At 71.8% G+C, this 21,757-nt stretch carries 23 protein-coding genes and 1 pseudogene; 11 read left to right on the forward strand and 13 right to left on the reverse strand.

Annotated features, from left to right (window positions below):
* The first annotated feature begins 101 nt into the window (after window positions 1–101).
* The 3 genes from GR130_RS16595 (at window position 102) to GR130_RS16610 (ending at window position 2,434) form a co-directional block, all read left to right on the forward strand.
* The gene (locus tag GR130_RS16595) at window positions 102–701 is read left to right on the forward strand and encodes a cupin domain-containing protein (protein WP_201304905.1); all 600 of its coding nucleotides are present in this window, start codon (window positions 102–104) and stop codon (window positions 699–701) included.
* Between the two features lie 230 nt (window positions 702–931).
* A complete protein-coding gene (locus GR130_RS16600; protein WP_159505462.1) occupies window positions 932–1,882 on the forward strand; it encodes a DMT family transporter in 951 nt (316 codons plus the stop codon).
* 342 nt (window positions 1,883–2,224) lie between these two features.
* A complete protein-coding gene (locus tag GR130_RS16610; RefSeq protein WP_159505464.1) occupies window positions 2,225–2,434 on the forward strand; it encodes a cold-shock protein in 210 nt (69 codons plus the stop codon).
* 94 nt (window positions 2,435–2,528) lie between these two features.
* Here GR130_RS16610 and GR130_RS16615 read toward each other — a convergent pair whose 3' ends face one another.
* Window positions 2,529–2,960 (reverse strand): DUF2000 domain-containing protein, encoded by a 432-nt coding sequence (locus tag GR130_RS16615; protein WP_159505465.1) that lies wholly within the window; start codon window positions 2,958–2,960, stop codon window positions 2,529–2,531.
* Window positions 2,961–3,010: 50 nt separating this feature from the next.
* Between GR130_RS16615 and GR130_RS16620 the strand changes: the two genes are divergently transcribed.
* Window positions 3,011–3,832: a helix-turn-helix transcriptional regulator gene (locus GR130_RS16620; RefSeq protein ID WP_159505466.1), complete on the forward strand. Its 822-nt coding sequence runs from the start codon at window positions 3,011–3,013 to the stop codon at window positions 3,830–3,832.
* 196 nt (window positions 3,833–4,028) lie between these two features.
* A complete protein-coding gene (locus tag GR130_RS16625) occupies window positions 4,029–4,601 on the forward strand; it encodes a hypothetical protein (protein WP_159505467.1) in 573 nt (190 codons plus the stop codon).
* Window positions 4,602–4,707: 106 nt separating this feature from the next.
* Here the strand turns inward: GR130_RS16625 and GR130_RS16630 are convergent, their stop codons facing one another.
* The 3 genes from GR130_RS16630 to GR130_RS16640 all read right to left on the reverse strand — a co-directional run bounded on the left by GR130_RS16630 (window position 4,708) and on the right by GR130_RS16640 (window position 7,343).
* Window positions 4,708–5,139 (reverse strand): hypothetical protein, encoded by a 432-nt coding sequence (locus GR130_RS16630; protein ID WP_236573066.1) that lies wholly within the window; start codon window positions 5,137–5,139, stop codon window positions 4,708–4,710.
* A gap of 264 nt (window positions 5,140–5,403) precedes the next feature.
* Complete coding sequence (locus GR130_RS16635; RefSeq protein ID WP_159505469.1) at window positions 5,404–6,339, reverse strand: serine hydrolase; 936 nt, start codon at window positions 6,337–6,339, stop codon at window positions 5,404–5,406.
* On the reverse strand, window positions 6,336–7,343 hold the full coding sequence (locus GR130_RS16640) for a LysR family transcriptional regulator (RefSeq protein WP_159505470.1): 1,008 nt from the start codon (window positions 7,341–7,343) through the stop codon (window positions 6,336–6,338). Before GR130_RS16640 ends, GR130_RS16635 begins: the two co-directional genes overlap by 4 nt.
* Window positions 7,344–7,486: 143 nt before the next feature.
* Between GR130_RS16640 and bla the strand changes: the two genes are divergently transcribed.
* A complete protein-coding gene (gene bla / locus GR130_RS16645; protein WP_159505471.1) occupies window positions 7,487–8,404 on the forward strand; it encodes a class A beta-lactamase in 918 nt (305 codons plus the stop codon).
* 106 nt (window positions 8,405–8,510) lie between these two features.
* Window positions 8,511–8,678, forward strand: a pseudogene (locus tag GR130_RS16650) (serine hydrolase); the annotation flags it as partial.
* A 162-nt stretch (window positions 8,679–8,840) separates the two neighbouring features.
* Here the strand turns inward: GR130_RS16650 and GR130_RS16655 are convergent.
* The 3 genes from GR130_RS16655 to GR130_RS16665 are packed head-to-tail and all read right to left on the reverse strand — an operon-like array spanning window position 8,841 to window position 11,437.
* A complete protein-coding gene (locus GR130_RS16655; RefSeq protein WP_159510023.1) occupies window positions 8,841–9,572 on the reverse strand; it encodes an FAD:protein FMN transferase in 732 nt (243 codons plus the stop codon).
* 34 nt (window positions 9,573–9,606) lie between these two features.
* On the reverse strand, window positions 9,607–10,065 hold the full coding sequence (locus GR130_RS16660; RefSeq protein WP_159505472.1) for an FMN-binding protein: 459 nt from the start codon (window positions 10,063–10,065) through the stop codon (window positions 9,607–9,609).
* 10 nt (window positions 10,066–10,075) lie between these two features.
* Window positions 10,076–11,437, reverse strand: a complete 1,362-nt coding sequence (locus GR130_RS16665; protein ID WP_159505473.1) for a ferredoxin reductase family protein — start codon at window positions 11,435–11,437, stop codon at window positions 10,076–10,078.
* Window positions 11,438–11,582: 145 nt separating this feature from the next.
* Here GR130_RS16665 and GR130_RS16670 point away from each other — a divergent pair, with 145 nt between their 5' ends.
* The 3 genes from GR130_RS16670 (at window position 11,583) to GR130_RS16680 (ending at window position 14,648) form a co-directional block, all read left to right on the forward strand.
* Complete coding sequence (locus tag GR130_RS16670) at window positions 11,583–12,317, forward strand: response regulator transcription factor (protein ID WP_159505474.1); 735 nt, start codon at window positions 11,583–11,585, stop codon at window positions 12,315–12,317.
* Complete coding sequence (locus GR130_RS16675; protein ID WP_159505475.1) at window positions 12,314–13,762, forward strand: ATP-binding protein; 1,449 nt, start codon at window positions 12,314–12,316, stop codon at window positions 13,760–13,762. The genes GR130_RS16670 and GR130_RS16675 overlap by 4 nt, the downstream gene beginning before the upstream one ends.
* Before the next feature lie 271 nt (window positions 13,763–14,033).
* Window positions 14,034–14,648: a CBS domain-containing protein gene (locus GR130_RS16680; RefSeq protein WP_159505476.1), complete on the forward strand. Its 615-nt coding sequence runs from the start codon at window positions 14,034–14,036 to the stop codon at window positions 14,646–14,648.
* A gap of 44 nt (window positions 14,649–14,692) precedes the next feature.
* Here GR130_RS16680 and GR130_RS16685 read toward each other — a convergent pair whose 3' ends face one another.
* From GR130_RS16685 to GR130_RS16695, 3 genes are all read right to left on the reverse strand, one after another.
* Entirely contained in the window at window positions 14,693–15,934 is a 1,242-nt protein-coding gene (locus tag GR130_RS16685) for an FAD-dependent oxidoreductase (RefSeq protein ID WP_159505477.1), read from the reverse strand.
* 325 nt (window positions 15,935–16,259) lie between these two features.
* Complete coding sequence (locus GR130_RS16690; RefSeq protein ID WP_236573068.1) at window positions 16,260–17,807, reverse strand: FAD-dependent monooxygenase; 1,548 nt, start codon at window positions 17,805–17,807, stop codon at window positions 16,260–16,262.
* Between the two features lie 84 nt (window positions 17,808–17,891).
* Window positions 17,892–18,524: an acyl-CoA-like ligand-binding transcription factor gene (locus tag GR130_RS16695; protein ID WP_159505478.1), complete on the reverse strand. Its 633-nt coding sequence runs from the start codon at window positions 18,522–18,524 to the stop codon at window positions 17,892–17,894.
* Window positions 18,525–18,711: 187 nt separating this feature from the next.
* On the opposite strand from GR130_RS16695, the gene GR130_RS16700 reads away from it, so the two are divergent.
* On the forward strand, window positions 18,712–19,530 hold the full coding sequence (locus GR130_RS16700) for a class I SAM-dependent methyltransferase (protein WP_159505479.1): 819 nt from the start codon (window positions 18,712–18,714) through the stop codon (window positions 19,528–19,530).
* A 96-nt stretch (window positions 19,531–19,626) separates the two neighbouring features.
* Here the strand turns inward: GR130_RS16700 and GR130_RS16705 are convergent, their stop codons facing one another.
* From GR130_RS16705 to GR130_RS16715, 3 genes are all read right to left on the reverse strand, one after another.
* Window positions 19,627–20,145 (reverse strand): cupin domain-containing protein, encoded by a 519-nt coding sequence (locus GR130_RS16705; protein ID WP_159505480.1) that lies wholly within the window; start codon window positions 20,143–20,145, stop codon window positions 19,627–19,629.
* Window positions 20,146–20,680: 535 nt separating this feature from the next.
* Entirely contained in the window at window positions 20,681–20,896 is a 216-nt protein-coding gene (locus tag GR130_RS16710; RefSeq protein WP_159505481.1) for a hypothetical protein, read from the reverse strand.
* A 42-nt stretch (window positions 20,897–20,938) separates the two neighbouring features.
* Complete coding sequence (locus GR130_RS16715) at window positions 20,939–21,703, reverse strand: MerR family transcriptional regulator (protein ID WP_159505482.1); 765 nt, start codon at window positions 21,701–21,703, stop codon at window positions 20,939–20,941.
* Between the last annotated feature and the right edge of the window lie 54 nt (window positions 21,704–21,757).

Below are 21,757 nucleotides of genomic sequence, written 5' to 3' on the forward strand. Positions count from 1 at the left end.
CTCCCTGTGTGCCGGGTCAGGGTGTCCGGAGCCGGCCCGCCCCCCCGCGGCCAGCGCTCGTCGGCCATGGTGCTCAGGCCGGGCGAACTAGAATGCCGAACATGACCGACCCGGCCCCCTCGACACGTCCCGCAGCGGCTCGCCGGGATCCGGAACTGGGCTTTCCCTCCCCGGGCGAAGTGCTGCACAGGCTGCGTACGCAACGGGGCATGTCGCTGCGTCAGGTGGCGGCCGAGTGCGGGCTCTCGGTCTCGTTCCTGGCGGCGCTGGAGCGGGGTGAGACGGACATCGCGCTGGAGCGACTGGCGCGGTTGGCGAGGGTCTTCGGCCATGACGTCGGCTCGTTCCTGGGGTTCTCGCAGGGCCGGGCCGCGCCGTCGGTGTTCCCGTTCCGGGACCAGGCGGTCATCGAGAGGGCGCCAGGCGTCACCTACCGCGTGCTGCGCGCGCCCGAACTGGGTTACCAGGTGGTCCAGGGCGACTTCGCGCCGCACTCGGCGCTGGGCGAGGATCTTCGGCACGAGGGCACGGACCTGATCATCGTGACCCAGGGGACGCTGGTAGCCCGGTACAACGGGCTGGATCACACCCTGCGGAGGGGGGACTGCGTCCGGTGGTCCGCAGGGCATTCGCACACCTTCCGCAATGACACCGACGAACCCGCGCGCATGGTCGCGATGCTGTTCAACAGCCTGTACTGACCTGCGGGGCTCGCCCGCCGCGGGCCTTTCCTGAACTGCGTCTCCCGCGCCTTCCGCGCCTTCCGCGCCTTCCGCGCTGATGGGTCGGGCTGGTCGCTGGACCCGGGAGTCCTGCGACTTCGTGTAAGTAGGCTGGCGACGGTCAGTGTGTGCGGTATTTTGCACTCACGTGCTGTTTATTGAACACGCGCTGAGTCTCGACGGAACGCTCAACGGAACGGGGAAGTGCCATGCAGGCGAATGCGACCGTGCAGACCGGGGGAGCCGGAACCGCCCGCGGAGCCGGCCACGATCCGGGAGGCGGCACAGGGCTCGGCCACCGGGCTCGCGATCTTCTGCTGCGTGCCGTGCTGGTGATGGTGTGGAGCTCCGGATTCATCTCCGGGAAGCTCGGTCTGCGTCATTCCGCGCCCTATACGTTCGCGACACTGCGATTCGCGATCGCTGGGGGTGTGCTGCTGGCCATCGCGCTGGTGCGCCGCAGCGCCTGGCCGGGATGGCGCCGACTGGGCCACCTCGCGGTCGCCGGAGTCCTGGTCCAGGCCGTGCAGTTCTCCAGCATCTATGTGGGCATGGACCTCGGTGTGCCGTCCGGGCTGGCGGCCCTGATCATCGCGCTCTACCCGCTCACCGCCTCCCTGTTGGCCGTGCCGGTCCTCCACGAGCGCGTCAGCCGCGGTCAGTATGTGGGGCTGGTGCTCGGACTGGGCGGGGTGGCACTCGCGGTGAGCGAGAACCTCCATCTCGACGGCGGCCATATGGCCGGGCTCGGCCTTCTCGTGCTCGCCCTGGCGGGCATCTCCGCCGGCACCGTCTACCAGAAGCGGTTCTGCCGCGGGATGGAGCCGGTGTCCGGCAATGCCGTGCAGCTGCTGGCCGCCGCGGTCGCGACGCTGCTTCCCGCGCTGCTCGCCGAGGGCTTCGGCGTGACCTTCACGGCCGACTACTGGCCGGCGCTGATGTGGGCCGCGATCATCAACTCCATTGTCGGAGTGGGACTGTTGTACACATTGTTGCAACGGCACGGCACCAGTCAGGTCAGCAGTCTCTTCTATCTGGTACCCATGGTCACCGCGGCTCTCGCGGCCCTTCTGCTCCACCAGCGGCTGGGCCCGCTCACGCTCGGCGGGTTGGTCATGGCCACGGGGGGCACGCTGCTCGCCAATCGGATACGGAGCTGAGCCGTGCCGGGAGCCCCGCGACCGGCACGGTCCGCGCTACGCATCCTGGGAGGGGCGACGGCCGATCCTCCTCCCAGCCCAACAGCCATATCGGTACCTGCGCCTGTAGCTGTTTCTGTGCCTGCGCCTGTGCCTGTGCCTGTGCCTGTGCCTGTGCCTGACGATTCCGTCGGGGCGGGTGGGAGCCGTGCGCGCCAGGGGGATCGGGATCGGTCGATGCAGGTGCCGCCATGGCTCGTATGAACGGGTAGGGGGTAGAGCTGTCTTGACCGCGGTGCGGGACGTGCGGCTTCACGGAGGTCCCCGTGCCCGCGGTGGATGGCGCCGAAGGAGGCAACGGGCATGAGCGTTCGGGTCAGCGGTACGGTCAGGTGGTTCAACCAGGCCATGGGGTACGGCTACACCACAGGTGACGACGGCCGGGAAGCGCGGGTCAGGAGCGAGGACCTGGAGGACGGCACCTTCCTTACGGAGGGGCTCAGGGTCACCTACGTAGTGGTCGGAGAGGACGAGGACGATCTGCGCGCCGAGCGTGTCCGGATCGTTGGTTGACCGCCCCTGGCTCCACGGGGGTTGATCGGGATCGGGTCCGGGCTCGGTTCGGGTTCGGGTTCGGCGGGCGTGCTGCGGCGCGGGCCGATAGTGCTCAAGGGTGCATACGGGCGCCCTTGAGCACCTTGTCGACCGCGTTGCGCGATCCGTACACGGCAAGCCCGACCAGGTCCAACTGGTCCTTCGGCACGGCCCGTACGGCCGCGCGGTTGTCACGGTCGTTGCCGGTGGCGAAGAGGTCGGAGGTGAACACCGACCGGGGAAGCGCGCGGGACAGGGCGCGGCCGTGTGCGGCGGTCAGGGTCTCCTTCGTCCCCTCGAAGGCCAGGACCGGCTGGCGGAACATCGGCAGGTACGCGGTGCCGTCGGCGTCGGCATACGGTTCGCCGAGCACTTCGGGAAGCTCCGTGCCGAGCCCGCTGACCAGGAACGCGGTCACGTTCAGCCGTTGCCAGGGCGCCAGGTCCTCGCGCAGCAGAACGGCGATCTTGGTGTCGAAACGTACGGGACTGATCTTTGTCGTCATACCCCCGAGCCTGCCGATCGCGCCGCCGGACCGTCTTGTACGTTCCTTGCATGGACAGTCGGCAGGAGATCTCCGCGTGGCGCCCGCGGGTGCCGGGTGTCGTGGAGGTCTTCCACGCCCACTTCACCGATCACGCGTACCCGATGCACGTGCACGACGTGTGGACCTTGCTGATCGTCGACGACGGCGCGGTGCGCTACGACCTGAACCACCGCGAGCGCGGCACCCCGCACGACACGGTCTCCCTGCTTCCGCCGCAGGTGCCGCACAACGGCTCACCCGCCACTTCGCAGGGCTTCCGCAAGAGGGTGCTCTACCTGGACCTGACCCAGCTGGACGAGAGCTTCATCGGCCCGGCAGTGGACGGCCCCGACCTGGCAGACCCCCTCCTGCGCCGGCGCGTCGGACAGCTGCACACGGCCCTGGCGCACTCGGGCGACGAGCTGGAAGCGGAGAGCCGCCTGGCCCTGATCGGAGAACGGCTGCGCGGCCATCTGCGGCCCCGGCTCGTCACCCGTCCACCCGGGACCGGCCGCGGACTGGCCCACAGCCTGCGGGATCTCCTCGACGAACGGCTGCTCCACGGCATCACGCTGGAGGAGGCGGCGAAGCTGGTCCACGCCCATCCTGCGCACCTCGTAAGGACTTTCAGCGGCGCGTTCGGTATCGCTCCCCATCAGTACGTGATGGCCCGCCGGATCGACCGGGCCCGACGGCTGCTCCTCGACGGCCGACCGCCCGCGGAGGTGGCGACCACCGTCGGCTTCCACGACCAGTCGCACCTCACCCGCCACTTCAAACGGCATGTGGGCATCCCCCCCGGCCGTTTCGCCCGTAAGGCCGTCGCCCTGGAACGCCGCCCGGGGCGATGACCGCGGGGCCACGGCCGGACGGTCGGGATGGCCGGGACGGTCGGGATGGACGGCGTGCCGCAGAGTGCGTGGGGCCCGGACGTCGGCGAACTCGATGAGATCACAGGTCAGTTCGGCTGGGAGTTCGGCTGGGGGCTCGGCCGGGAGTGTGTGGATCACCTGACAGCGAGCGGTGTGATCCGCCAGTCTTCTTCGTATGGACGCAGGACTCGCAGCGGTTCTGGGTGCCGGAGTGGGCGCCCTGGGGACCGGTGGGGGAGCCATCGTCACGGGCATCCTTGGCCGCGCGCAGGCCCGGATGCAGCTCAGGGCCGAGCATGTCCGCGTGTTGCGGGAGCCGCGGAGGGCCGCGTATGTCGCCTTTGCCGAGTGCTTCCAGCGGATACTCACCCGTCACGCGACCGCGAGCCGGTTCGCCGCGGCCGCCGCCGAGACCGAAGGCCCGCAGCGGGAGGAACACCTCCGGGAGGCCGAAGGCGCGTACCGGCAGGCGGGCGACCGCTTCCACGGAGACATGCAGCGCTTGCAGTCCGCCGTGACCGTGGAAGGCCCGCCGGACGTCACCCAGGCTGTGCTTCGGGCGGGGGAGGAACTTCTCGCAGACCGGGGGACCTTGCACAGATGGATCCGGCTCTTGGCGAGTGGCACCGCCACTGAAGAGCACGAGCGTGATGTGGACGATGCTCATCTCGTCGCGAACAGCGCCCTCGTGCGCTTCCTCGACGCCGCATCGAGCGCGCTGGCGTACGACGGCTTGAGCGAGCGGTAGCCGGGGCCCCGACGGCAGCCGGGAACTACCGGAATCGCCCGCCTCGGCGCGGGGCGCTGACGGCCCCCGGCCTGCCTGTCGCCGCCTACCGCGCCGGGTGTCGTCGTCAGTGCGCGAAGGGTGGTTCGAAGCAGCCGGATTCCAGGTACGGCCCGTTGACCCGGACCTGGTAGTTGGTCTTCTGCACGAATGCGGTGACGCAGGCGTCCTGGTGGACGCGGAGGCCGATGCGGGCGCCTGGGGGCGTGGCGTAGTGGTCGTCCTTGAAGCGCGGTTCCATGCTCCGCACGTCCAGCTGCCCGCCGAGCTGCTCGCCCTTGGGGCCGGTGCGCTGCTCCTTGTACCCGAGTGCAAGGAGCGCCGAGCGGACGCTGTCGGGGTCCCACTTCCCCTGTTTCCAGAGACTTCTGAGTACGGGGGCGATGCGGTCCGCTTCCCGCTGGGCGTCGGTTCTGCTGCCGGGGGACATGTCGCGGGGCTGGCGGCCGGCGTTGTTCTCGCGGTAGTGCGGGGCCCCGTCGTGGGCTCCGGGTTCCACGTAGGGGGAGGCGCCTGAAGCGGAAGCGCCGGAAGCGGAGGGGCTGGAGCTGTGGGGTGTGTTGGGGGTACGGGCGGCCACGCGCTGCTGACCGCAGGCGGTCAGGGGTATGACGGTGCTGAGGAGGAGCAGGGCGCCGAGGTGTCTTCGGGTGCGAGTGGTGGTCAGGGACATACGGGCCACTTTGCCATGATGGGTGGTGTGGGTGGCGCGCTGTGCGGCTTGGCCGGATGCCCCTACAGGGGCGGTCGGTTGCCGCGGCGGTCAGTGGCGCAGGGCCTCGAAGGCGTGCCGTGCGCTCGTGCCGATGGCGAGGTCGATGTCGGGTGCCAGGTTGGCCCGGCGGTCGGAGCGGGTGAGCGCCGCCATCGCGACCCGGTCGCCGCCGGCGGCCTCCACCACGCCGATCTCGTGCCGCAGGTGGAGGAAGGTGCCCGTCTTGCCGTGCCACCGGAGCGTGTCCGCGCGCAGTTCACTCGCCAGCCGCTGCGTGAAGACCTGACGTCCCATCAACCGGCGTAGTTCCGCGGTTGCTTCGGGGTGGGCGATGCCGTCCTGCCACACCCGCCGCAGGAGGTCGACCAGGGTCGCGGCGGTGCCGAGGTTGGCGTGCGCGGGGTCCAGCGTCTCGATGGTGTGCCGCCCCGAGAGGTCGTCGCGGATGGCCAACTCCAGGGCGAGCGAGAAGTCGTTGCCCACGGCGCCGGCGGCGCATTCGTACATGCGGTTGAGCCGGTGCCGCATCCGGATGCCGGAGCACCCCCAGGCGCGCAGGTGGGCGTCGACGTCCGCCACCGGGACGAGGTCCAGCAACGCGTCGGCGGCGGCGTTGTCGCTCACCGAGAGCATCAGATGGAGGAGGTCGCCGACGGCCACGGTGGCCGGGTGGCGGAACGCCGCCAGCCCGGTGGGTCCGACACTGCTCGTGGACGGGTCGACGGTCACGGGCCGCGCCGCGTCCAGCTCCCCGGTCGCGATCCGGTCCAGTACGACGAGGGCGAGCGGGACCTTGACCACCGAGGCGAGCGGTACCGGTTCGTCGACGGCGAAGCCTAGTTGCTCGCCGGTGTCGATGTGGCGGGCGAGGAACGATCCGCGGACGCCGAGGGCGGCCCAGTCGTCGGCGATCGTCTCGGCGACACCGAGGAGGTCCACGTCGTCGGCGACGTAGGCGGGGCGGTGCGCGGGGGCGGCGCTCATCCGCGCGCCGCCAGTCGGGACGGGGCGTCCTCGCCCGCGGCCACGGATGCCGTGGTGGGGACGGTTGCGGCGGCGCCGACCGCGGCGGCGAGCAGGGGGACCAGCCAGTCCGGTACGTGCGCCGCGTTCCCGGGGCGACGTGCCGCGCCGGCGTCGTATCCGCGGTGCAGCGAGGCATTGTCCAACGGCGCCCAGTTCGCGCCGTGCCGCCGCGCGAACGGCTCGGTGCACAGCAGCGTCACCTGTCCCGCGAGCGTCTCGGCGAGGGCGGTCGCCGTCGGTCCGGCCGGACGGACCGTGCCTTCCGGCAGCCCGGCCCGCGCGACCGCGCGACGCAACCGGTCCTGTGCGGTCGGAAGTTGATCCTCGGCCATGGCGAGGATCGGCACGGCGGCCCGCCGCTCGCGCGGCGCACCGACGCCGCGCCGGGGCCGCAGATCCTCCAGATGGATCGCCCGCCGACGAGTCCGCCGGTGAGCCTCGGACGGGGCGGCAGCGGCACCGTCCGGTGACTGCGGCGGGGCGGACGCCAGGCCGAGCGGCACGCGCAGCGCGGCGTTCTCCGGGGCGACGCGTACCAGCGCATACGCGAGCGAGGTGTCGGCCAGACCCGCGACGCGCTCGTCCGGAGGCAGCTCCCGCACGGCGAACGTGACGTCGCGCTCGGCTCCGGCACGGATGATCCGCGCCAGTGCGGCCGGCCCGCAGTCCGCGGGCACGCCGACGGCGTGCACCGCCGACTGCCGCGCCGACCGGGCGACGTGCCCCAGCCGCTGGGCCCGGTCCAGCACGTCCTGGGCGTAGGGCAGGAGGAGATGGCCCAGCTCGGTGGTCTCGACCTGCCGCCGCGAGCGGTCGAAGAGCTGGCCGCCGAAGTGCTCCTCCAACATCTTGATGCGCCGGCTGAGGAGCGGCTGGGCGATCCCGAGCCGCTCGGCCGCGCGCGAGAAGCTCGCCTCGTCGACGGCCGCGACGTACGCCTCCAGGTGCGCGAGCAGGTCCACACAGCAGTCATATCAAGAAGTTATGAGTCCTTCAAAGTTCACTCTTGGACATGGGTGGAGTCCGGCTGTTTCGCTGTCCCCGTCGAAGCTCCGCGGAGCCGGAGCTTCGGGGAACCGACGACGAGTACGGGAGACCTCCGCACATGACCAGTGCCACCCCTCTGCCGCGGCGCGGCCTGCTGAAGACCGGCCTCGCGGTGTCCACCGCCCTGCTCACCACCGCCGCGACGTCGTCGGCGGCCGCGGCCGCCTCCGCCCCCCAACAGAGGGGTGCTGAGCGGGAGTTGCGTGAGCTGGAGCGGCGGTACGCGATGCGCCTCGGCGTGTACGCCCGCAATGTCCGCACCGGGGAGGTCGTCGCCTACCGTGCGCGGGAGCGGTTCGCGATGTGCTCGACCTTCAAGGCGTTCGCCGCCGCCGCGGTCCTGCGGGACCAGGCACGCTGCGCGCCGCTGGACAAGGTGATCCACTACCCGCCCGCGGACATCCTGCCGAACTCCCCGAAGACCGCACAGCACGTGGACACCGGCATGGCGGTGGGCGACCTGTGCGCGGCGGCGATCCAGTACAGCGACAACGCGGCGGGGAACCTCCTGCTGCGCCAGATCGGGGGCCCGGCCGGTCTCACGCGTTTCTTCCGTTCGATCGGCGACCGGGTCAGCCGTCTGGACCGCTGGGAGCCCGACCTCAACTCCGCCCTCCCCGGCGACCTGCGCGACACCACCACCCCCGAGGCGATCGGCGGCAGTTGCGAGCGGCTGACGGTGGGGCGGGCACTGGCCGACGCCGATCGCGAGCACCTGGTCACCTGGATGAAGGGCAACACCACCAGCGAGGAACGGTTTCGCGCCGGGCTGCCGCGGGACTGGGTCGTCGCGGACAAGACGGGCACCGGCGACTACGCGAGCGCCCACGACATCGGCGTCGCCTGGACGACCCGGAAGACGCCGATCGTGCTGGCCGTGCTGTCGACGAAGGCCACCCGGAACGCTCCGGTGGACAACGCGCCGATCGCCGCCGCGGCGCGCATCGTCGCGGACACCCTCGCCCCGGGCGAGTAAGGCCCCGCCCCTCCCGCCGTCCCTCGTCCCCGGCGCCCGGCCGACGCCCGTCGGCGTCACCGGACAGTGCGCGGTCCGCTGCGCTCGAAGGCAGGTACCGGGGCCCGTCCGGGCCGGGCTGCCCCGAGGGTGGCGGGTGGCCGACAAGACCGGCACGGGCGACTACGGCAGGGCCGACGACATCGCCGTCGTCCGGCCGCCGCACACCTCCCCGCTCGTCCTCGCCATCATGTCCGACCGCGCCGGATACTCCCCCCGCCCCAGGACGCGCTGATCGCCGCGAGCACGAAACCGCCCGTCTCCGCCCTCACTTGACGCGTTCCGGCCGCCCGTCGGCGGGAGACGAGGCTGTGCTGGGGACCGGCCCGGTCCGGCCGGGGACGGGCGGCGGCGCTGATCCGGGAGCCCATGGTGGTGCTCGCTGTGACGGTGGCGGCTACCGGCCCGCGCCCGGCGTGCCGGGGAATCCGCGGGTGTGCCAGGTCCCGCCGTCCGGCGCGACCGCGAACCCCTCGTGACCGTCGAGCCCTTCCAACCAGTCCCGGGCGGCGGGGCCCATGGCGAAGGCCGCCGTGGCGTAGGCGTCGGTCGTGGTGAGGTCGGGGCCGACGACGGTGACCGAGGCGAGACGGGTCGCGGGGGTGCCGGTGTGCGGATCGAGGATGTGGGCCCCGCGTTCGGCGGTGCCCGAGGTGGCGACGGCCAGGTCGCGTCCGGTGACGACGGTGCACAGCTCGCCCGGCCGGTGCGGGTGGGCGATCCCGATGCGCCAGGGCACACCAGGGGCCGCCTCTCCGCTGAGCCGGAGGTCGCCGCCGCCGTTCACGCAGCTGTGCCGGGCACCGGCGGCCCGAAGGATCTGCGCGGCGCGATCGACCGCCCACCCTTTGACCAGCCCGGTCGGGTCGAGGCTGCCGTTCGCGGTGGTGCTGAACCAGCCGCCGGTGGTCCGCTCCACCCGGTCACAGAGGTCGAGGACCTCGCGGACCTCCGCGGGGCACTCGTCGAGTCCGATCTCGCCGCGCGCGAGCCGGCTGACGGGGCTGTCGGCCCGGTAGGTCGAGAAGACCTCGTCGACGTGGTGCAGCCAGGCGACGGCGTCGCCCAGGGCGGTCTCGATGGCGGGGGTGCGGGTGTCGCGGACGTCGAACGAGAAGACGGTGCCCATGGCCTGCTCGACGTGGCGCAGCCCGTGCCGGGGTTCAGGCACCGGCCTTGTCCAGGGCGCTCTGCAGCGACCGGATGTAGCCGGCGCTGGTGTAACTGGCTCCGGACACCGCGTCGATGGCGGCACCGTGTGCGCTCAGCGCCTCCTGCGTCAGGCGCGGCAGGGCGTAGGCGGCGATCTCCTGGTCACGGCCGTTGTCGGACGGGGCCTGCAGCACCTTGACGGCGGTCAGCCGGCCCACGTTGACGGTGGCGGCGACCTGCACGGTGCCGTAGCGGGTGTCGACCGGGGCGCCGGTGAAGGTGCCGCTGGCCGGGTGCTTGCCGCCGGCCGGGTGGCTGCTCTGTGTCGGACGGCCGGTGGGCGCCGGGGACGGCGCGCTGCCCCCCTGGGCCAGGTCGCCGGTCAGGCCGGCGGGCTGGTGCGGCTTGAGGGAGAGCAGCAGGACGACCAGTGCGCTGGTCGACGCTGCGGTCAGAACGGCTCGGCGCACAGTGGCTCCTTCAGAACGCGAACGACTCGTGGTGGATGCGGTGTTGGGGCACACCGGCCCCGCGCAGGGCCCGTCGGGCAGCGCTGGTCATGCCGGGCGGACCGCACAGGTACACCTCGTGTGCGGCCAGGTCGGGGATCACGGACTTGAGTGCGCGGGCGGTGAGCGGCGCGGAGTACGCGACCGGTTCGTCGACGAAGTAGTGGACGGCCGTGCCGCGAGCGGCGGCGATCGCATCGAGCTCGGCACGCAGGGCGAGGTCTTCCGGGCGCCGTGCCCGGTAGATGAGCGTGACCTCGCCGGGGAGGGTTTCGAAGAGCGTACGCAGCGGGGTGATGCCCACGCCGCCGCCGAGCAGCAGCACCTTCGCCGACCGGCGCCGCGCCTCGGTGAACGCGCCGTAGGGGCCTTCGGCCCACACCCGGGTGCCGGGCCGCAGCCGGGCCAGGGCCGCGCTGTGCCCGCCGGCCTCCTTGACCGTGATGCGCAGCTGGTGGGGGAGCGGCGGTGCGGAGAGCGAGTAGGGGTTGGCGGTCCACCACAGGCCCGGTGCCAGGAACCGCCAGCGGAAGAACTGGCCCGGCCGGGCGCCGAGTTCGGCCAGTCGCTCCCCGGTGAGGAGTATCGACACCACGCCCGGAGCCTCCGGGCGGACCTCGGTCACCCGGAGCCGGTGGCGCCGGGCCCGTCGTACCGGTACCACGAAGCGATACCAGACGATCAGCGCCGCCACCGCCCCGTACAGGGCGTACCAGCCGAGCTGGGCGGGCCGCCGGCCCACGAAGTCGGCGCCGTTGGAGAGCTGGTGGCCGAAGGCGAGGAAGATGGCCAGGTAGGTGGCGAAGTGGAGGTAGTGCCAGGTTTCGTAGCTCATCCGTCGGCGGGCGGCGCGCGCCGAGACGACACCGGTGACGATCAGCAGCAGGAAGCCCGCGGTGGCCTTGAGCATGTCCGGGTAGTCGAAGACGAGGGTGGCCGTCTCGTGCAGAACACCGCCCCGCGCGGTGAGGGTGTAGCCCCAGGTGATCAGCAGGGCGTGGGCCAGCACCAGCGAGATGGTGTAGCGCCCGGCCATGGCGTGCCAGCGCGCGAGGCGGTCGGTGCCCAGGGTGTGGTCGAGCAGCGGAACGCGGGCCATCAGCGCGACGAGCACCGCGCAGGCGTAGCCGGCCAGCAGTCCGGTGATCCGGCCGGCGCCGGTGAGCCAGCCCGCCGGACCCACCACGGACGCCGTGCCCGTCCACCACAGGGCCAGGACACCGACGGCACCGGCCCAGACGGCGCCCTGGGCCAGCAGCGGAGCCAGGGGCGGCAGCCGGCGGGGCGGGGCGCTGCCGGGGGCATCGCTGCGGGTGTGCGAGATGGTGCTCATGGGACCTCCCTTCCGTGGTCCGCGCCAGCGTCGCAGCGCAACTTCTGAAGATCCTCTGAGCGGCGCCCCCACCACGGGATTCACAGGAAACTGAGAGCCGGCTCATACCCGCGCACCCCCCTGGACAGGGGATGCTGGAGGCACCATGCACTTGCACCGCACCCCTGCCCCGCTGCACAGCGCCGACGGCTCGCCGCTGCGCGTCCTGGTGATCGACGACGAGCCGGACGTCACCGAGGTGCTCTCCGGCGCCCTGGCGGGCGAGGGCTGGGAGGTCCGCAGCGCCGCCGACGGCGCCTCCGCGCTCACGGTGGCCAGGACCTTCCACCCGCACGCCGTCGTCCTGGACTGGATGCTGCCCGACATCGACGGCCTCCAGGTACTGCACCTGCTGCGCAAGGAGTTGAAGACGGTCTGTGTCCTTTTCCTCACCGCGCGTGACGCCGTCGAGGACCGGATCGCCGGCATCACCGCGGGCGGCGACGACTATGTGACCAAGCCGTTCAGCCTGGAGGAAGTGCTGGCACGGCTGCGCGGTCTGCTGCGCCGGGCCGGGATGGCACACGAGCCGCACGGCGACCAGCTGGTCGTCGGGGACCTCGTCATGGACGAGGAGGCCAGGGAGGTCGTCCGGGGCGGTGAACTGATCGAGCTGTCCCGCACCGAGTTCGAGCTGCTCCGGTTCCTGATGCGCAACCCCCGGCGGGTGCTGTCCAAGGCGCAGATCCTCGACCGGGTCTGGTCCTACGACTTCGGCGGCCGGGCACACGTCGTCGAGCTGTACATCAGCTATCTGCGCAAGAAGATCGACGCCGGCCGGACCCCGATGATCCACACGGTCCGCGGCGTCGGATACGTCCTCAAGCCGGAGCCCGCGTGATCCGGCTCGTCCCCCGCACCCTGCGCAGCCAGCTCACCGCCGGCCTGGTCACGCTCCTGGCACTGGCCTGCCTGGCGGTCGGCGTCACCACGGTCGTCGCGCTCGAACGGTTCCTGGTGAGCCGCCTGGACCAGCAGCTCTCCGCCTCCGCCGGCCGGTTCGCGGCCAGCCTGGAACACGAGGCCGAACCGGACGCCGACAACCAGCCGGACACCCGCGGCCAGTCCGAGGGCACTTTCGGCGCCCGGCTGCTGCGCGACACCCCGACCCAGGCGGCCGTCGTACGAGACCGGACGGATGCCGCGGTGCCGCTGGCCGCCGGCGACCGCCGGGCGCTGGCCGCCCTCCCGGCCGACGGTTCCGGACACAGCATCCGGCTGTCCGCACTGGGGCGGTACCGCGTCAACGCGGTCCTGGGCGACGACGGCGACGTCCTGATCACGGGCCTGCCCCTGCGCCCCGTCGAGGAGACGGTGCACCAGCTGGAGGCGGTCGAGGCGGCGGTCTTCGGCGGCGCCCTCGTGGTGACCGGAGTCCTGGGCGCCCTGTGGGTACGGCTGTCGCTGCGTCCGCTGCGCCGCGTGACGACCACGGCCGCGAGCGTGGCCGAACTGCCGCTGGCCAGTGGCGAGGTCGCGATGCCGGAGCCCGTGCCGGTGGCCGAACCGCACACCGAGGTCGGGCAGGTCGGCACCTCCCTCAATCGCATGCTCGGTCACGTGGGGAACGCCCTGGAACGTCGCCAGGCGAGCGAGGAACGGCTGCGGCACTTCGCCGCCGACGCCAGCCATGAGCTGCGGACCCCGGTGGCCAACGTCCGCGGCCATGCGGAACTCGCCCTCCGTCACAAGGGGCCGGTGCCCGGCGAGGTCCGGCGTTCCCTGGAGCGGATCCAGTCGGAGTCGGAGCGGATGAGCCGCCTGGTGGACGATCTGCTGCTGCTCGCCCGTCTCGACGCCGGCCGCGCCCTGGAGCGCAAGCCGGTGGATCTGACGCGGCTGGTGATCGACGCGGCCGACGACGCGCGGGCGGCCGGCCCACGGCACCGGTGGCTGCTCGACCTCCCCGAGACGGCGGTGACGGTCGAGGGCGACGACCACCGCCTGCACCAGGTCGTCGGCAACCTTCTCGCCAACGCCCGTATGCACACCCCGCCGGGGACCGCCGTGACGGTGCGGCTGGACGCCGACCACCAGGGGACCCGGCTGACGGTGGCCGACGACGGCCTCGGCGTGCCCGACGAGGTCCAGCACGAAGTCTTCGGCCGCTTCGTGCGGGTCGACCACAGCCGCTCACGGGCGGCGGGCGGCACCGGTCTGGGGCTGGCCATCGTCGACGCGGTGGTCACCGCGCACGGCGGACGGGTCGCGATGAACAGCCGCCCCGGGCACACCGAATTCACCGTGACCTTCCCCCGGGTCCCGTTCGGTTCCCAGGCCCGCTGACCCGCGGTATCGCCCCGGCCCTCCGCACTCCCCCCGGGCCCGCTGCCACCCTTCCGATACCGCACATATCATGACGGTGCGGACGAAGCGCAGACGTGCGTCCTTCCCGCGACCGAGCAGTCGACGGGCCGGAAACGACCCGACGGCCGACCGGGACCGCCGGCATACCGGGACCACCAACGGCTCCGCCGAGGGCCGCCCGGCCCTACCTGCGGGCAACCGGACGCGACAGGCTCGTACGCACTGAACCGTCGAGAAGGGACTGGACCGCATGCGGCATCGCAGCGTCGCCGATCTGATGACCCCCAACGCCGTCGTCGCCCAGCGGGGCACCCCGTTCCGGGAGATCGCGCGTCTGCTCCATGAGTACGACATCAGCGCGGTTCCGGTCATCGACGAGGACGAGCGGCCGGTGGGAGTCGTCTCCGAGGCCGATCTGCTGCGCCGGCCGTCCGAGGAGCGGGGACGCACCACCGCCGGTGCGATCATGACGAGCCCTGCCGTGGTGGCGCGGCCCGAGTGGAGCGCCGTGCGGGCAGCCAGGACGATGGAGGAGAAGCGGGTCAAGCGGCTGCCGGTGGTCGACGAATCCGGCCGGCTCATCGGCGTGATCAGCCGCCGCGACCTCGTCCAGCTCTTCCTGCGGCGGGACCGCGCGATCCAGGAAGAGATCCTGGAGGACGTACTGACCCGCACACTGGGCGTCGCCCCCTCCGCCGTCACGGTCGACGTCGCCGAGGGCACGGTGACGCTCAGCGGCGCCCTGGAGCGCAGGAGCCTGGTCCCCGTCGCGGTGCGCCTGTGCGAGAGCGTCGACGGTGTGGTCGAGGTGATCAACCGGCTGGACGCCCTGGAGGACGACATGGCCGAACGCGGTGGTGGCTGACCGGACCGACCGTCAAGCAGGCGGCTCAGGCGGAACGTTGTGTTTCAGCGCCCCGCCCCGGTAGAGGACGCCGGCTGTTCGCCGACTGCAGGAAGGCCGTAGTCCGGCAGAGCGATGTCCCCGGCCTTGGCGAACTGCGCGGCGAGCAGATTCCGCATCGGCCAGCGCGTCATCGAGCGCATCGACAGGCCCCGCAACCGGATGGCGAGTGCGCTGGAGGGCGCGTATCCCGCGGCGCCGCCGGGCGGCAACTGCTGGGCCTGGTCGACATAGGGGCGCATGGTCTCGTCGTAGTTTCGCAAGGCGATGCGGTGATCGCCGTCGGCCGAGGCCAGTTCACCCGCCAGCACGTACGCGCCGACCAGGGCCAGGCTGGTACCGAGGCCGGTGAGCGGCGTGGGGCAGTAGCCGGCGTCGCCGAGCAGCACCACCCGGCCGCGGGCCCAGCTGTCGAGGTGCACCTGGCCCATGGAGTCGAAGAAGAAGTCCGACGCGGAGCGCATCGCCCGCAGCAGCCGCGGCACTTCCCAGCCGGCCCCGGCGAAGCGCCGGGCCAGCATGTCCTGTTGCGCCGCGATGTCGCGGCGGTCGTAGGTGATCGGTGCCGACCGGAAGCTGAGGCCGGCCTTGATCTCGCCGGCTCGACGGCCGGGCCGCGCCGAGGCGACGAGCCCACCGGGCACGTTGTACATCTGGTACCAGCCGTCGAGCTCCAGCTCCTCGACGGCGGTGAACCACGCCGTGTAGACGCCCAACGGGCGGACATGGTCCGACTCCGGCCCGAAGGCCAGGGACCGTACGACCGAGTGCAGCCCGTCCGCACCGACGACCAGCCCGAACCGGCGTGGGCCGGTCTTCTCGAAGGTGACGGTGACCCCGTCGTCGTCCTGGTCGAGACCGGTGATGGTGTCATCGAAGACGTACTCGGTCTCCGGCACCGTGGCGTCATAGAGCAGGCGGCCGAGGTCGCCGCGCAGGATCTCGATCTCGGAAACGATTCCCTCGCCGCCGAAGCTGTCCGCCGGCAACCGGGCGGTGATGCGGCCGGACGCGTCGACGCATGCCAGGCCGCGCTGGTCGACGCTCAGCGCCCGCGCCTGGTCCATCAGCCCCATGCGCGTGACCACGGTGCGGCCGGCGCCCCGCAGATCCACGGTCTGGCCACCCGGCCGTGGTTCCGGTGCGCGCTCTACGACCGTGACGGTGAAGCCGGCCCTGCGCAGCCAGTACGCCAGCGCGGTGCCGGCGATGCCGGCACCGGAGATGAGTATGTCGGTGTTCCCCATGGGCAGAGAATGTACGGCGTAAACGCGTACTAGGCAAGCGCAAATCCGCTGCTGTGCAGGGGATTTGCTCAGGTGGTGCACTAGTGCCCTGGTGTGGGGAGCGTGCGATGGGCGCACCGTGGACCTGTGGCGCGCTGTGGCGGCGTGAGACGGGGCAGGCAAGCGGTCAGGCAGTCAGGTGCACTAGTACGGAGAGGGGAAGGGATCGAGGTGGCGGGAGGCTCGCGCGCCGGCCTTGCCCGTCCCGGACCCGGCCGCCCGGGCCGACCGGGTCCGCGCCCGCGTCGCCGGGATTCCAGGGTCGGCGACGCGGAGCGGTTGCGGTTCAGGCCGTGAACCAGCGCTGGACGGCCGCCCGCAGGTCGGTCAACTCGGCCTGGTCCGGGCGGGGTGAGCCGCAGGCCCAGGCCACGTAGCCGTCGGGGCGGATCAGCAGGCCGGTGATGTCGGCCGGGCCGCCGTGTGCGGTGACGAGGTCGATGGCGTCCTGACGTGCCGTCAGGGCTTCTGACAGCGACTGATCCTCGGTCAGATCGACCAGCAACGGCCGGGCATTACGGGAGAGTTCAGCCAACCGGACCTTCCCCGTCTCCGTGACCAGCTCCAACTCCGGTGCGAAATAGCCGACTGCGGGGTGGGGATCGGCGATACCCATCTCATGGCGCACATCGGTGCCCGCGGTGAGGTCGGCGAGGTGCTGGACGACCTCCTTGCGGGTCAGCAGCTCACCGAAGAGTTCACGCAGGGCGGTGGTGTCGGTCCCCGGTGCGGTGAGCGCGGACTGGGCCTCGGCGTTGAGGACCATGCGGCGGGCGGCCTGGCGGCGCTCGGTGTCGTAGCTGTCGAGCAGGCCGGGCGGAGCGGTGTCGTGCAGCGCGGCGGCGAGCTTCCATCCCAGGTTGGCGGCGTCCTGCAGGCCGAGGTTCAGCCCGGGGCCGCCGCCGGAGGCGTAGACGTGGGCGGCGTCGCCGACCAGGAAGACCCGGCGGTCGCGGAACCGGTCGGCGACCCGGGTGTTGCCGCCGGCCAGCCGTCGCAGCACATGCGGGCCCGTTCCGTCCGGCGGTCCGAGCGGCAGGTCAACACCCATTACTCGGCGGACACTTGACTCCATTTCGGCCAGGGTCATCGGCTCGTCCGTCGCGGGCTGGTCCCACTCGGTGGTGCTGACCAGCGGCGGTCGGCCGGGGAATGGCGCGTAGGAGAAGCCGCCCTGCTCGGTGCGGTGGGGCAGGAAGGGCAGGACCGGCCCGTGGCCGGGAAGGGTGAGGGCGCCGCTGGCGGGGTCGACCCAGTCGGCCGGGACGGTGGCATGGGCGGTGCGGTTGGTGCGGCGGTCGTAGCTGACACCGGGGAACCCGATCCCGCAGAGCTTGCGGATCACGCTGTGCGCGCCGTCCGCTCCGATCACGTACCGGGCGCGGAGCCGCCGCGCTCCGTCGGGGCCGGTGACGTCCAGGGTGACGGCGTCCGCGTCCTGGGCGACGGCGCCGACCCGGTGCCCACGCCGCAGGTCGACGCCGAGTGCGCGGGCACGCTCCTCCAGGACCTCGACGATCCGGTGCTGCGGGGCGGCCAGGGCGAAGACCGGACTGGCATCCAGCAGGCCGAGGTTGAGACCCATGGCCGCGAACATGAAGTAGGCGGAGTTCGGCTGCGGCGGCTCCGGGCTGCCGCTGAGTGGCTCGTGCAGGCCGCGGTGGTCGGCCAGCCGCACCACCTGGCCGAGCAGGCCGTTGGCCTTGGGCTCGGTACTGGGCTGCGGTAGCTGCTCCAGCACGATCGGGCGGATGCCGGCCAGGCTCAGTTCGCAGGCCAGCATCAGCCCGTTCGGGCCGCCGCCCACGATGATCACGTCGGATGTCACGGTCATGTCTCCTTGGTGCGAACGGGAAAGGGCGGCACCGAAGCGAGCCGGTCGCCGTTCTTCGCCTGGGCCCGACCTGCCGGACAGGCGCTACGGGACGGGCAGTCCGGCGGCGAGCTGCTCGAAGACCTGGGCCAGGACCGCGCCGAGCGGCGCGGTTTCGTCGGCGCGCAGGCTGTGTTCGACGGCCACCCCGCTGCCGGCCGCGACCACGGCCGCGACCAGCTTCGGGTAGACGTCGCGTTCGGCGTCGGTGCCGGTGCGTCGCGCGATGGCCTTGGCCAACTCCTGCTGGGCGGCGGCGTTGGCCTTGACGATCTCACCGGCCAGCGCGGGTTCGGCCAGCATCAGCCGCACCCCCTCGCGCCAACGGTCGTTCTGTGGCATGGAGTTGCCCGAGGGTGCGAACTGGCCCAGAAGGGCGTGCAGCAGCGCGTCCCAGAGCGGTTCGCCGGCCGGGCGGGTGAGCAGGTCGTCGGCGACCCGGAGCATCCGCTCCAGGTGACTGGCGGCGATCGCCTCGGCCTTGCCGCCGAAGTAGTTGCGGAACGTGCGGACGGAGACGTTGGCCTCGGCGGCGATCTGATCAACCGTCACATCGGCCCAGCCGCGCAGGACGCAGAGCCGGATCGCCGCCTGGCTCAGTGCGACCCGGGTCTCCCGTTTCTTGCGCTCGCGGAGTCCGGGCTGCTCGGTCGCGCGGGCCTCGTCTTCAGGTGCCATGCGCGCAGCCTAGAGCGAATCTTGCCGAGCTGGCAAGATTGCGCAGATGGCAAAATTGCCGAGATGGCAAAAATGGCAAAACCCTTCGGCTCGTGCATCCGCAACTCGGGCCGGGGCCGTGGGTGACGCCGGGCGGTGCGCCGGTCCCCTCTCCGCGGTCCGTGGATCGCCCTGTTACGTTCGGGCGGTGACGGACTATGAAGCGGCCGAGGTGCACGGCAAGGGGTATCTGCTCGACAACCAACAAGCCGAGGCCGGGGAGCGGTTCGCGGCGTTGGCGGAGTTGTTCGATCCGGGGACGTTCCGACGGCTGCGGGCGTTGGGGATCGCGGACGGGTGGAGCTGCTGGGAGGTCGGGGCGGGCGGCCCGAGCATCCCCGGGTGGCTGGCCGAGCGGGTCGGGGAGCAGGGCCGGGTGCTGGCCACCGATCTCGATACCTCGTGGATGCCGCGGGCCGGGGCGCCGTACGAGGTGGTACGGCACGACGTGGCCGCCGACGAGCCGCCGCAGGGGCCGTTCGACCTCGTGCACGCGCGGCTCGTCCTGGTGCACGTGCCGCAGCGCGAGGCCGCGCTGCGAGCCATGGTGCGGGCTCTGCGGCCCGGTGGGTGGCTGCTGGTGGAGGATGCCGACCCGGCGCTGCAGCCGCTGGCCTGCCCCGATGAGTACGGCCCCGAGCAGGAGCTCGCCAACCGGATCCGGCGCGGCTTTCGAACGCTGCTCGCGGACCGGGGCGCGCAACTCGCCTTCGGGCGCACGCTCCCCAGGCTGCTGCGTGCGGCGGGCCTGGCCGATGTCGAGGCGGACGCGTACTTCCCGATCACGTCTCCGGCCGGGAGCGTGCTGGAGGCCGCGACCGTGCGGCAGATCCGCGACCGGCTGATCGAGAGCGGACTGGCGACCGGCGAGGAGATCGAGGAGCATCTGGCGAACATCGGGTCCGGGCGCCTCGACACCGCGACGGCGCCGTTGATCTCCGCCTGGGGGCGGAAGCCGCTGGACTAGGGCCTGTGGGATATCCCGCCCGGGGGCCGCGGCTTCGGTTCTGGCTTCGGTTTGTGGCTTTGGCTTTGGCTTCGGTTTTGGCTTCCGCACGGTGGATCAGTGCGCGGCCTTCAGTGCGTTGTGCCAGACCGGGCTCTCGACATAGTGGTTGTCGAACCGCTCGGAGGAGTCCTTGATTTCCTGGGGGCTGGCCTCACCGCGCATGACCCGGCCCAGCAGCCGGAGGTAGTCGAAGCGCGCCAGGCCGGGCGTGAAGGCGAACAGGACGTCGGCCTCGTGCCCGGGAGCGGCGGCGAAGGCGTGCGGGGTGTTCGGGGGCACGAGAAGAAAGTCCCCGGCGTTCAGCACGGTGATCTCCTCGTCCACCAGCACTCGCAGGGCGCCGTCGATGACGTAGAAGAGTTCGGCGGCGCGGGTGTGGAAGTGAGCGGGCGCGCCGACCGCACCCTTGGCGAAGGTGGAGCGGTAGCTGGTCAGCAGCCCGCCGGTGGTGTCGGAATCCGCCAGCAGCGTCATGACGCTGCTGGGGTCGCTGGCGGTTTCGGCGTCCGCCCCGCGCGTGAGAACGGCGTCGAAGCCGGCGTTGGCTGCGTTCGTGATGTTGTCGCTGCTCATGGTGTGGGTCCTCTCGGTCCGATGTCGCTGTCGTCGTGAGTACGACTCTAGGAGCGAAAAGACCCTGTGAGCGGTGCAATCCCTGCCCGTTCCGGTGGGGCAATTCGTGCGGCGCGACGGGCTGCGCCGCGCTGCCTTGGTGCCGCTCGGTGTGCGTCCCGGCGGTGTGCGAGCGGTTGGTGTCGTAGTCCTCAACATCGTTGGGACTTCCGGAAGTTGAGCGTGGTGCAGGCTGGCGGCCGTACGCACCCCGAAGGGGCCCTGAACGGCGGCTCGGGGTGGCCGACGCCTCGGCCCGGGGCGCGCGGGCTCGATCAGCGACACCGGCGTCCGGGCCGCCGCGCCAGGCACGAACAGCACTCCTCTCTCTGGAACGTGTGCAAGAACTTCCTTTTTTCCCGTACACAGGCACCCCAAGGCCCACCAGTTCGACGCCTCAAGCGGAACCATCGGCTGCCGGGTAAAGGGTTGAGCAGAGCCGATCAGGACGGCGGCTTCCCGTGGGCCCGGCGGTGAGCCGCCGTGGAGTTGTGCGTCACGCCCGGCGACTCGCGCCGGCAGTGGTGTCGGGGATGCGCCCGAGGCGGATGAACGTGATCAGTGACTGGACGGTCAGGGCCAGGGCCACGGACGGGGGGACCGTCCAGGGGACCAGACCGGCAACCGCCATGGCGGAGAGGATGACCAGGGCCGGCAGGAGGGCGGGCAGCGCGGCGTACAGGGAAATGCGGAGGCGGACGGTGCGGGGCATGGCTGCTCCTCGGAGAAGGGACGGAACGGTGCGGGGATGGGGTTATGAGGCCGAGCGGGCGCGGTCGAGGTAGGCGGTCAGGTCCTGCCAGGCATCGGCCGGCGCGGTCGGGTCTCCGGACATCGCGGCCGGCTCGTGCTGCCAGGCGGAGCGCACCGCCGCTGTGAGGGTGCCGTCGCCCCCGGCGAACATCGCGCTGAGTTCGTCCATGCGGGCCACGATCTTCTGCACCTCGGGAGCGGCCGGATCCGTCCCCGCCAGGCGGAGGGCCTCGGCCCGGCGGTACAGCTCCGGCCACTCGATCTCCAAGAGGTAGTGGGCTGCCTGGCCGAGCGCGCCGGCCCGGTCCTGAAGCGCCTGGAGTTGGTCGTCGTCGACGTGGCGCCGCAGTGCCTGGTCGGCCGCCGAGCCGGTACCGCGCATGGCCTGGAGCACGTTGATCAGTGCGGAAGTCCCCGGCTCGCGGGCGTGGCTCAGTTCACGGTGGATGTGGGACAACCGCTGCCGCAGGGCATCCAGGGAGGCGATAGCCGCCTCCACGTCGGACAGGTGCTGGCCCACCAGCCGCACCGGGTCGACACCCGCGTCCAGGCAGGTGGCGATGGACTCCAGTCCCAACCCCAGGCGTCGCAGGGCGAGTACCTGGAAGAGGCGGATCACATCGTGCTCGGTGTACTCGCGATGCCCGGAGACCGTACGGCGCGACGGGTTGAGCAGCCCGATCCGGTCCCAGTGGTGCAAGGTACGAACGGTCAGTCCACTCGCCGTGGCGAGCGCCCCGACCTTCCATGTCTGTTCGAAGGCCATGTGCCAAGGGTGCCGCCTGACGCCACGTGAGGTTCAAGGCGGTTGTCCCTGCCC

This window comes from Streptomyces sp. GS7 (assembly GCF_009834125.1).
Classification (GTDB): Bacteria; Actinomycetota; Actinomycetes; order Streptomycetales; family Streptomycetaceae; genus Streptomyces.

What these genes read in the sequence shown, in the direction of transcription:
- GR130_RS16595 (WP_201304905.1), top strand. Translation starts at nt 102, where the DNA reads ATGACCGACCCGGCCCCCTCGACACGTCCCGCAGCGGCTCGCCGGGAT.
- GR130_RS16600 (WP_159505462.1), top strand. Translation starts at nt 932, where the DNA reads ATGCAGGCGAATGCGACCGTGCAGACCGGGGGAGCCGGAACCGCCCGC.
- GR130_RS16610 (WP_159505464.1), top strand. Translation starts at nt 2,225, where the DNA reads ATGAGCGTTCGGGTCAGCGGTACGGTCAGGTGGTTCAACCAGGCCATG.
- GR130_RS16615 (WP_159505465.1), bottom strand. Translation starts at nt 2,960, where the DNA reads ATGACGACAAAGATCAGTCCCGTACGTTTCGACACCAAGATCGCCGTT.
- GR130_RS16620 (WP_159505466.1), top strand. Translation starts at nt 3,011, where the DNA reads ATGGACAGTCGGCAGGAGATCTCCGCGTGGCGCCCGCGGGTGCCGGGT.
- GR130_RS16625 (WP_159505467.1), top strand. Translation starts at nt 4,029, where the DNA reads ATGGACGCAGGACTCGCAGCGGTTCTGGGTGCCGGAGTGGGCGCCCTG.
- GR130_RS16635 (WP_159505469.1), bottom strand. Translation starts at nt 6,339, where the DNA reads ATGAGCGCCGCCCCCGCGCACCGCCCCGCCTACGTCGCCGACGACGTG.
- bla (WP_159505471.1), top strand. Translation starts at nt 7,487, where the DNA reads ATGACCAGTGCCACCCCTCTGCCGCGGCGCGGCCTGCTGAAGACCGGC.
- GR130_RS16655 (WP_159510023.1), bottom strand. Translation starts at nt 9,572, where the DNA reads ATGGGCACCGTCTTCTCGTTCGACGTCCGCGACACCCGCACCCCCGCC.
- GR130_RS16665 (WP_159505473.1), bottom strand. Translation starts at nt 11,437, where the DNA reads ATGAGCACCATCTCGCACACCCGCAGCGATGCCCCCGGCAGCGCCCCG.
- GR130_RS16670 (WP_159505474.1), top strand. Translation starts at nt 11,583, where the DNA reads ATGCACTTGCACCGCACCCCTGCCCCGCTGCACAGCGCCGACGGCTCG.
- GR130_RS16680 (WP_159505476.1), top strand. Translation starts at nt 14,034, where the DNA reads ATGCGGCATCGCAGCGTCGCCGATCTGATGACCCCCAACGCCGTCGTC.
- GR130_RS16685 (WP_159505477.1), bottom strand. Translation starts at nt 15,934, where the DNA reads ATGGGGAACACCGACATACTCATCTCCGGTGCCGGCATCGCCGGCACC.
- GR130_RS16690 (WP_236573068.1), bottom strand. Translation starts at nt 17,807, where the DNA reads ATGACCGTGACATCCGACGTGATCATCGTGGGCGGCGGCCCGAACGGG.
- GR130_RS16695 (WP_159505478.1), bottom strand. Translation starts at nt 18,524, where the DNA reads ATGGCACCTGAAGACGAGGCCCGCGCGACCGAGCAGCCCGGACTCCGC.
- GR130_RS16705 (WP_159505480.1), bottom strand. Translation starts at nt 20,145, where the DNA reads ATGAGCAGCGACAACATCACGAACGCAGCCAACGCCGGCTTCGACGCC.
- GR130_RS16710 (WP_159505481.1), bottom strand. Translation starts at nt 20,896, where the DNA reads ATGCCCCGCACCGTCCGCCTCCGCATTTCCCTGTACGCCGCGCTGCCC.
- GR130_RS16715 (WP_159505482.1), bottom strand. Translation starts at nt 21,703, where the DNA reads ATGGCCTTCGAACAGACATGGAAGGTCGGGGCGCTCGCCACGGCGAGT.